At 73.9% G+C, this 8,158-nt stretch carries 9 protein-coding genes; 5 read left to right on the top strand and 4 right to left on the bottom strand.

Annotated features, from left to right (window positions below; genetic code table 11):
- Positions 1-24 precede the first annotated feature (24 nt).
- Positions 25-1,263, bottom strand: coding sequence for a MurT ligase domain-containing protein (locus tag G5C65_RS26255; protein WP_165301417.1), 1,239 nt, complete (start codon positions 1,261-1,263; stop codon positions 25-27).
- 119 nt (positions 1,264-1,382) lie between these two features.
- Here G5C65_RS26255 and def point away from each other — a divergent pair, with 119 nt between their 5' ends.
- Positions 1,383-1,955: a peptide deformylase gene (gene def / locus G5C65_RS26250; protein ID WP_165301416.1), complete on the top strand. Its 573-nt coding sequence runs from the start codon at positions 1,383-1,385 to the stop codon at positions 1,953-1,955.
- Between the two features lie 54 nt (positions 1,956-2,009).
- Here the strand turns inward: def and G5C65_RS26245 are convergent, their stop codons facing one another.
- A complete protein-coding gene (locus G5C65_RS26245; protein ID WP_165301415.1) occupies positions 2,010-2,654 on the bottom strand; it encodes a TetR/AcrR family transcriptional regulator in 645 nt (214 codons plus the stop codon).
- 243 nt (positions 2,655-2,897) lie between these two features.
- Here G5C65_RS26245 and G5C65_RS26240 point away from each other — a divergent pair, with 243 nt between their 5' ends.
- A complete protein-coding gene (locus G5C65_RS26240) occupies positions 2,898-4,136 on the top strand; it encodes an acyl-CoA dehydrogenase family protein (protein WP_165301414.1) in 1,239 nt (412 codons plus the stop codon).
- A 55-nt stretch (positions 4,137-4,191) separates the two neighbouring features.
- Here G5C65_RS26240 and G5C65_RS26235 read toward each other — a convergent pair whose 3' ends face one another.
- Positions 4,192-4,671, bottom strand: coding sequence for an SDR family oxidoreductase (locus tag G5C65_RS26235; protein ID WP_241266063.1), 480 nt, complete (start codon positions 4,669-4,671; stop codon positions 4,192-4,194).
- 436 nt (positions 4,672-5,107) lie between these two features.
- Between G5C65_RS26235 and G5C65_RS26230 the strand changes: the two genes are divergently transcribed.
- Together G5C65_RS26230 and G5C65_RS26225 are read left to right on the top strand one after the other, a co-directional pair.
- Positions 5,108-5,821: a TetR/AcrR family transcriptional regulator gene (locus tag G5C65_RS26230; protein WP_165301412.1), complete on the top strand. Its 714-nt coding sequence runs from the start codon at positions 5,108-5,110 to the stop codon at positions 5,819-5,821.
- Positions 5,822-5,825: 4 nt separating this feature from the next.
- Complete coding sequence (locus G5C65_RS26225) at positions 5,826-6,020, top strand: hypothetical protein (protein WP_165301411.1); 195 nt, start codon at positions 5,826-5,828, stop codon at positions 6,018-6,020.
- Between the two features lie 22 nt (positions 6,021-6,042).
- On the opposite strand, the gene G5C65_RS26220 is transcribed toward G5C65_RS26225, so the two are convergent.
- Positions 6,043-6,303: a hypothetical protein gene (locus tag G5C65_RS26220; protein WP_165301410.1), complete on the bottom strand. Its 261-nt coding sequence runs from the start codon at positions 6,301-6,303 to the stop codon at positions 6,043-6,045.
- A 142-nt stretch (positions 6,304-6,445) separates the two neighbouring features.
- On the opposite strand from G5C65_RS26220, the gene G5C65_RS26215 reads away from it, so the two are divergent.
- Positions 6,446-7,822 carry a DUF2254 domain-containing protein gene (locus G5C65_RS26215; RefSeq protein WP_165301409.1) on the top strand — a complete coding sequence of 459 codons (1,377 nt, stop codon included), beginning with the start codon at positions 6,446-6,448 and terminating at the stop codon, positions 7,820-7,822.
- Positions 7,823-8,158: the final 336 nt, after the last annotated feature.

Below are 8,158 nucleotides of genomic sequence, written 5' to 3'. Positions count from 1 at the left end.
GGGGAGACGGGGGAGGGGCGCGCCTCAGTTGCCGACGGCACGCCGCAGGTCCTGGAACGCGGTGTAGTTCGCGATGGCCTCGATCCGGCCCGGCGGGCACCGGCGCACCGCCTCCTGCGCGGTGTCGCACACCTGGAAGTCGACACCCGCGACCTCCAGCCGTACCGCCAGGTCGAGCTTCCGGTCGCCGGTCACACAGATCGGGTGCCCGGCCAGCCGACCGTAGTCCACGTCCCACAGCCACGAGGTGTCCGTGCCGTCCGCGCCGCGCGCGTTCACCGACAGGATCACCGGCGCCGGTGGCCCGTCGATCAGCGAGAACGTCTCCAGCCAGCCGGCCGGGTTCTTCGCCAGCAGCAGCCGTACGTCCCGGCCCTCGTACTGCACCACGTCGTAGCGGCCCGCGACCGCCTGCACCTGGTACATCCGCTCCAGCGCCGTCTGCGGCGGCACCCCGAAGGCGGCGGCCACCGCGGCGGAGGTCGCCGCGTTCGCCTTGTTCGCCCGCCCGGGCAGCTGCAGCTGGATCGGCCACGCCGAGCCGTGCGGATCCAGCACATGGTCCCCGGACAGCGCCCAGCTCGGGGTGGGCCTGCGGAAGCCGCACTCCCCGCAGAACCAGTCGTCCCCGGGCCGCTGCATCACACCGCCGCAGGCCGGGCAGGACCACGCGTCGTCCTTCCACTCCTGCCCCGCCGCCACCCACACCACGTTCGCCGAGGAGGACGCCGCCCACACCACCAGCGGGTCGTCGGCGTTCGCGACGATCACCGCCTTCTGCCCGGACAGCCCCTCGCGCCACCGCTCGGCCAGCATCCGCGTCTCCGCCGCCCGGTCCAGCTGGTCGCGCGAGAGGTTCAGCAGCGCGATGGCCTTCGGCGTGACGTCCCGCGCCACCCCGGCGAGGTACTTCTCGTCGACCTCGATCACGCCGAACCGCGCGCTCGAACCGCCCGCGAGCGCCGAGGTGATCCCGGCAGGCATGTTCGCGCCCAGCGCGTTCGACACCACCTCGCCGCCGGCGCCCAGCGCCTCGGCGATCAGCCGGGTCGTCGTGGTCTTGCCGTTGGTCGCGGACACCAGGACGACGTCCAGATGCTGGGCGAGTCGCTGGAGCAGCTCGGGATCGAGCCGGAGCGCCACTTTGCCGCCGATCACCGATCCGCTGCCGCGGCCCGCGGCCCGCGAGACCGCCGCCGCGGCCTTGCCCGCCGTCACGGCCAGCCGGGACCGCGTCGACAGCGGCTCCGTATTGCCTGCCATCGTGTCTGAACCTCCTTGGCGCTCGCGTAGAAGAGAAGCCTACCGAGATCCCAAGGCCCCCCTGACCACGCCACCCCTCCGAAGATCAACACCGGGCCGGCCCGCGTACCCTGGCGGCCATGCGACGCGGCACCATCCCCGGCAGCACCGGCACCGTGCGCCCCCTGCGCACCTACGGCGATCCCCTGCTGCACGCGCCCAGCCGCGAGGTCACCGCCGCCGACCGCCCGCTGTCCCGGCTGGTGGAGGACCTGTTCGCCACCATGTACGCCGCGCGCGGCGTCGGCCTCGCCGCCTGCCAGATCGGCGTCCCGCTCCGGCTGTTCGTCTACGACTGCCCCGACGACGAGGACCGCCACCACCGCGGCCACCTGCTCAACCCCCGCCTCCTTCGGACCGGCGGCGGCACCGTGCGCGGCCCCGAGGGCTGCCTGTCCCTGCCCGGCCTGGAGTACTCCACCCCGCGCGCCGACCACGCGGTGCTGGAGGGCCAGGACCTGGACGGACGGCGGATCCGGGTCGAGGGGACGGGCTTCTTCGCCCGCTGCCTCCAGCATGAGTACGACCACCTCGACGGCGGTCTCTACCCCGACCGCCTCACCGGGCTGCGCCGCCGCCGCGCCCTGCGCGCCGCGCGCCGCGCGCCGTGGTACGGGCGCGGGCCGCAGGGGGACGCGCCCGGCGAGGGCTGAGCGCGGACCTCCGGATCCCGGGGCGCGGGCGGGGGCGCCGGCCCGGTAGCGGAGTCAGAACCGGAGCCTGCCCACCCGGTCCCCGGCGGCGGCCAGCCGCCCCCACAGCAGGTCCGCCAGGTGGCGCACCAACTGCGCCCGCGCGCAGGGCCGCTCCCGCAGCCACCAGTCCCCGGCCGCGTGCATCATCCCGACGATCCCGTGCCCCCACACCCGCGCCAGCTCCTCGCTCTCGGGCCCCAGGTCCACCCGTTCGGCGATCACCGTCGCCAGCTCCTCGCCGAGCCGCCGCAGCAGCGGCGCCGAGTGCTGCCCCACGTCGAAGCCCCGCTCGCTGGCGGGGGAGTCCTCGGCGGGGTGCATCAGGAAGCGGTAGACCTGCGGGCGGGCCTCGATCGCCGCGAGATACGTGTCCAGCGTCGCCTCGACCCGCTCCCGCCGCTCCTGCGGGGCGTCCAGCGCGGCGCGCAGCGCGTCCAGCAGCGCGTCGGTGTGCCGTACGGCGAGCGCGCGGTAGAGCCCGCCCTTGTCGCCGAAGTGCCGGTACAGGATCGGCTTGGTGATGCCCGCCTCCGCCGCGATGGCGTTCATCGAGGCGCCCGGCCCGTCCCTGAGCACGACCTTGTCGGCGGCGTCCAGCAGCTCCCTCCGCCGCTGTTCGGCGGCGCTCGGTCGATCGTCCTGCTGCGTGGTCCCCATGGCGTGCCTCCCCGCCCCGACGGTTGCTTGCCCCCTGCGCAACGTACTGCATCCGGGTGCGGGGCGGCTCCGGCGCCCTGGCCGGATACGCAGGTCACCGGGGTGCCGGGCCCGCGCTGCGCACCCTGGGAGCCGGGGAGTTGACACCGGCTACCGGCCGGTAACAGACTGTCCAGGGCGCAGAATTACCACCGGTAACCACGCCGGTGCGACCATCCGACGACACCGGCGGAGGCCCCGGCGATGGCAGACGACTCCCCGTTCATGCTCGATCTGAACGACGACCAGAAGGAAGTGCGGGACTGGCTCCACGGGTTCGCCGCCGACGTGATCCGCCCGGCCGCCGCCGAATGGGACGAACGCGAGGAGACCCCCTGGCCGCTCATCCAGGAGGCCGCGAAGATCGGCCTGTACTCCCTCGACTTCTACGCCCAGCAGTTCTTCGACCCGACCGGCCTCGGCATCCCCATGACCATGGAGGAGCTCTTCTGGGGCGACGCCGGGATCGCCCTCTCCATCGTCGGTACCGGGCTGGCCGCGGTGGGCGTCCTGGCGAACGGAACCGAGGAGCAGGTGGGCACCTGGGTCCCGCAGATGTACGGCGACCCGGACGACGTGAAGGTCGCGGCCTTCTGCTCCTCCGAACCCGACGCGGGCTCCGACGTCTCGGCCATGCGCACCCGCGCCGTCTACGACGAGGCGAAGGACGAGTGGGTCCTCAACGGCACCAAGACGTGGGCCACCAACGGCGGCATCGCCCATGTGCACGTCGTCGTGGCCGTCGTCGACCCGGAGCTGGGCTCGAAGGGGCACGCCTCCTTCATCGTCCCCCCGAACACCCCCGGGCTGTCCCAGGGCCAGAAGTTCAAGAAGCACGGTATCCGCGCCTCCCACACCGCCGAGGTCGTCCTGGACGGCGTCCGCGTCCCCGGCCACTGCCTGCTGGGCGGCAAGGACCGGCTCGACCAGCGGCTGGCCCGCGCCCGCGAGCGCGCGCGGCAGGGCGGCGGCGAGCGCATCCGGAACGCGGCCATGGCCACCTTCGAAGCCTCCCGCCCCGCGGTGGGCGCCCAGGCCGTCGGCATCGCCCGCGCGGCCTACGAGGTCGCCCTCGACTACGCCCGCACCCGCGTCCAGTTCGGCCGCCCCATCATCGACAACCAGGGCGTCGCCTTCCAGCTGGCCGATATGCGCACCCGTATCGACGCGGCCCGCCTCCTGGTGTGGCGCGCCTCCTGGATGGCCGCGGCGGGCCGCTCCTTCGACGCCGCGGAGGGCTCCATGTCCAAACTCTTCGCCGGCGAGACGGCGAAGACGGTCACGGCCCAGGCCATGCAGATCCTCGGCGGCAACGGCTACACCCGCGAGTACCCCGTGGAACGCATGCACCGCGATGCCGCCATCTACTCGATCTTCGAGGGCACCAGCGAGATCCAGCGGCTGGTCATCGCCCGCACCGTCTCCGGCGTGCCGATCCGCTAGCGCCTGCCCGGCGGAGGGCGCGGCGGGGCCCCCGCGCCCGCCACTCCGGTGGTGGTCACGCCCACATGCCGCCGGCGACCGTCAGCCGCGTCCCGGTGACATAGGACGCCTCGTCCGACAGCAGGAAGGCGATCGCCGCGGCGATCTCGCGGGGCCGGCCCGTGCGGCCCAGGGGGATCGCCGTGGCGACCGCCGCGCGCTCCTGATCGGACAGGGCGGCCAGTGCCGGCGTGTCCACCGGGCCCGGGAGGACCTCGTTGACGCGGATGCCACGCGGGGCGTACTCCAGCGCGGCCGTACTCATCAGTCCGGTGGCGCCCTGCTTGGAGGCCACGTTGTCGGCCCTGCCCGGATACCCGTGGGCCCCGCCGCCGACGTTGACGACCGCCCCGCCCCCGGCGGCCCCGATGGCGGCGGCCTGAGGGTCACTTTGCCGGCGAAGCGGGCGGTGACTTCGGAACTCATGGCGCAGCACCTCGAATTCAGCCCGTTCTTGCGAGGAACCCCGGGCGTTTATGCCCGGGAGGAATCGCATCCCCCGATGAGCGGCGCGGAGCGCCGCAGTATCTGGCATGATGGCTGCTCCGCACGCGAGTCGCGAAGGCACAAATCCGGCGTAGGCCGGTGGACCCGGTTTCCTGCGACGCTTGAGCGCGCGAGACCTATCGGGTGCAATCCCCGGCATGCGGGGCGTGAGTCACGCGTCCCGACCGCCCCGCCAGGGCGGTCAAGATGCAGGAGGCACCATCGCAGCCAGCGGTGCCCTACGTGCAAGCTCGGCCGCCCACGGCCGAGAAGTTGACGAGGAACAGCCGGTGTCGTCGACCGGCGCTTGCGTCCCAAGTAAAAACGTTACGCGAGCGTCCTAGTTCATCCGGCCCTGTGACCCCGGTCACGCGCCTGGGGGGAGGGCTGCCCGAGCGGGCGAAGCCCTTCTCTCACGGGCGAAGCCCTTCTCTAAGATGTCCCGCATGGTGGAGAGTCCGCAGGCGGCCCGTGCCGAGTCGACGTGGCGCCGCCCCCAGGGCAGGTCCGGCCCGGCGCGCGACCCGGGGCGCGACCGGCGGATCATCGAGGCCGCCCTGGAGATCCTGATCGACGAGGGGTTCGGCGGACTGACGATGGAGAAGGTGGCGGTCCGGGCCCGCGTGGGCAAGCCGACCGTCTACCGGCGCTGGGCCTCCGTGCACGACCTGGTGGCGGAGGCGTTCGAGGCGTCGGGCGCGGCGCAGCTCCCCGAACCCGTCACCCTGGGCCCCGGGCGGCTCCGCGACGAGCTGGTGCGGACCCTCTCCGTGGCGACGGCCTGCGCGCCGCCGGGCACGCCCGACGCCCGCGTGGTCGCCGCGATGGTGGAGACCGGTCGCCGCCACCCCGAGGTGACCCGCAGCGCCCAGCGGCGCTACTTCGCCGCGCTCCATGAATCGATCATGCAGGTGTGGCAGACGGCGGCGGACCGGGGAGACGCCGCGCGCCTGCCGCGCCCCGCGGTCGGGGAGTACGACGGGGGGTACCCCGTCGAAATCCAGGCAGTCGTCTCCCTGCTGACGTTCTGGGACCTGGCGCACGGCAGCCTCGCCCGGCAGGCGGACGTCGAACGCGCGGTGGACGCGATCCTGCTTCCGCTGATGGCCCCGCCCGCGCAGCCCCGTACCGCCGCCGAGGCGGCTCCGAAGCAGAGGTAGCCCCATGGACGACCGGAACGCCCGCCGGGAGCGCTATGCGCAGGCGCTGTACGGCACGCTCGGGTTCAGCGCCGAGCGCCATCCCTGGGCGGGACTGGCCCCGGCCCGGCGCGAGGTCTGGTACGCGCGCGCCGACGCGGCCATGGCGGTGGCGGACGAGGAGATCGAGGACGCGCTGCGGGCCGAGCGGCGCGGCTGACCCGCCCCCGGCCGGCCCGCGGTCAGGGGCTGTCGCCCTGCCAGTCCCACCGGCCCGGGTCGGCGTCCCGGGGCGTGTACCAGGCGCGGCCGCCCGGACCGAACCGGCCTATCTCGGTCACGAGCCCCGCTCCGGTCGCGAGTTCCCCCGGGGTCCAGCCGGTCACATCCAGCAGGAGGCCGTCGAGCGGGCCGCCGACCAGCTCCCGGTACGCGTGTCCCGGGTCCGGTCCTGTGCCCTCCTCGTGGTCGGCGCCGTACACGCGCCACCGCAACTCGTCCATGACGGCAGGGTGCCAGCCCCCACTGACAGCGGGCGGCCGCGGCGCGACGGCACCCGCCCCGCGGACCGGACCGGACCCGGAGATCCGGACACCGCTGGCGTGCCCCGGTCCATGGAAAGGCACGTATCAGTACATTCGGGGTATGTCTCGCGGTCGTTGGAAGTGGTACCTCACGCGTCACCGGTTGCGCGCTCCCCGGGTGTGGCCGCTGCCGGTCGTGCTGCTGGGCGCGGGACTGTTCCTGTCGTGGCTGTTCCCGCTGATCGACCGCGAGGTCACCGCCGTGGAGGAGGAGCTCGGCGAGAACCTCTTCGTCCATCTGGACAGCGGTTCGATGTCCGCGCTGCTGTCCGCCGTCGCGGGCGGCATGATCACTCTGACCGGTCTGGTGTTCACCGCGATCACGCTGGCCATGCAGTTCGGCGCCTCGCAGCTGTCGGTGCGGGTCGTGCCGATCCTCCAGCAGGACGCCGTGATGCGCTGGGCGACCGGCACGTTCATGTCGACGTTCGTCTACTCGCTGATGATCTCGGTGCGGCTCGCGGTGAGCCAGGAGGACTACCGGCCGGTCATCTCGATGCTCTTCGCGATCGTGCTCGCCATGGTGTGCGCCGTGCTGTTCTTCGCGCTCGTCGCCCGGGTGACGACCGTGCTCAACTCGGGGCAGCTGCTGCGCCTGCTGGCCGGGGAGGGACGCAGGGCCGTGGACCGCACCCACCCCAGAACCGCGCCCGCCGCGCCCGCCGCGCCCGGGGGAGCGGCCGGGCCCGCGGAGGAGGGCGGGGAGGCCGCCGCGCCGCCCGGCTCCGAGCCGGTGGTGATCCGGCTCGGCACCCCGCCCAGGCGCGGCCAGACCCTCATCGCCTGTGACGACCGCGGCCTGGAGCGGCTCGCCCGGCGCACCGGGGCGCGCATCCAGCTCGTGCCGGTGACCGGTGACTTCGTCGCCCAGGAGGCGCCGCTGTTCCTGGTGCACCCGGGCGCGGAGCCGCTGGACCGCGCGGACCTGCGGCGCCATCTGCTGTTCGGCACCACCTACAGCGCCGGCACCGATCCGGCGGGGGCGCTGCGCGCGTTCGTCGACATCGCGCTCAAGGCGCTGTCCCCGTCCGTCAACGACCCCGGGCGCGCCGTGCAGTGCCTGGACCATATCGAGGACCTGCTGATGGTGATCGCGCCCCGGCTCGCCGCCCGGCGGCCCGCCGCCCGCGCCGCTTTCCAGCACCGCACCCGCTCCTGGGCGGACTACATCTGCATCGCCACCGACGAGATCCGGCACTTCGGCGGCTCGTCGGTGCAGGTCCAGCGGCGGCTGCGGGCCCTGTACGCCACCGTCGCCGAGACCTGCACCGCCGAGCAGGTCGCTCCGCTGCGCTCCCGGCTGGCGACGATGGACGCCGAGGCGGGTGCGCAGTGGACCCAGGATCTGGACCGGTATCTGGCCCGCCGCCCCGACTCCCAGGGGCTCGGCACGGAGACCGGGGACACCGGCGGCGCCCTGGCCCGCGGCGGCCGCTAGTGCCGTGACCGGCGGAGCGTGCCGGGTCGGGGCTGCCCCTTGCTGTTGCGTCGCAGAGTGCGGCTGCTCTGTGGCTGGTCGCGCAGTTCCCCGCGCCCCTGCGGAGCGCCCCGCAGGGGCGCGGGGAACCGCGTGCGCAACCAGGCACGCAGCCGCAGTCCGCAGGACACGGGATGGGGCAGCCCCGACCCGGCAGCCACGCCACGGCGCTAGGGGGTGTTTCGAAAGCCCCGTGCGGCGCATGGGGCGTCCGGTGCGTGCTCTCGGCGTGCCGGGTGAAAGCCCTCGTACTGGGCGTACTCGGGCTTTCGGCCGGTGCGGCGAGAGCACGTGCCG

It is taken from the genome of Streptomyces boncukensis (assembly GCF_011045075.1).
Taxonomy (GTDB): domain Bacteria; phylum Actinomycetota; class Actinomycetes; order Streptomycetales; family Streptomycetaceae; genus Streptomyces; species Streptomyces boncukensis.
The sequence above is the reverse complement of the archived record's forward strand: the minus strand, read 5'-3'. Positions and strand labels throughout refer to the sequence as shown.

Coding starts and splice junctions, on each gene's coding strand:
- G5C65_RS26220 (WP_165301410.1), bottom strand. CDS start 6,303: ATGGACGAGTTGCGGTGGCGCGTGTACGGCGCCGACCACGAGGAGGGC.
- G5C65_RS26230 (WP_165301412.1), top strand. CDS start 5,108: ATGGTGGAGAGTCCGCAGGCGGCCCGTGCCGAGTCGACGTGGCGCCGC.
- G5C65_RS26235 (WP_241266063.1), bottom strand. CDS start 4,671: ATGCGATTCCTCCCGGGCATAAACGCCCGGGGTTCCTCGCAAGAACGG.
- G5C65_RS26255 (WP_165301417.1), bottom strand. CDS start 1,263: ATGGCAGGCAATACGGAGCCGCTGTCGACGCGGTCCCGGCTGGCCGTG.
- G5C65_RS26240 (WP_165301414.1), top strand. CDS start 2,898: ATGGCAGACGACTCCCCGTTCATGCTCGATCTGAACGACGACCAGAAG.
- def (WP_165301416.1), top strand. CDS start 1,383: ATGCGACGCGGCACCATCCCCGGCAGCACCGGCACCGTGCGCCCCCTG.
- G5C65_RS26225 (WP_165301411.1), top strand. CDS start 5,826: ATGGACGACCGGAACGCCCGCCGGGAGCGCTATGCGCAGGCGCTGTAC.
- G5C65_RS26245 (WP_165301415.1), bottom strand. CDS start 2,654: ATGGGGACCACGCAGCAGGACGATCGACCGAGCGCCGCCGAACAGCGG.
- G5C65_RS26215 (WP_165301409.1), top strand. CDS start 6,446: ATGTCTCGCGGTCGTTGGAAGTGGTACCTCACGCGTCACCGGTTGCGC.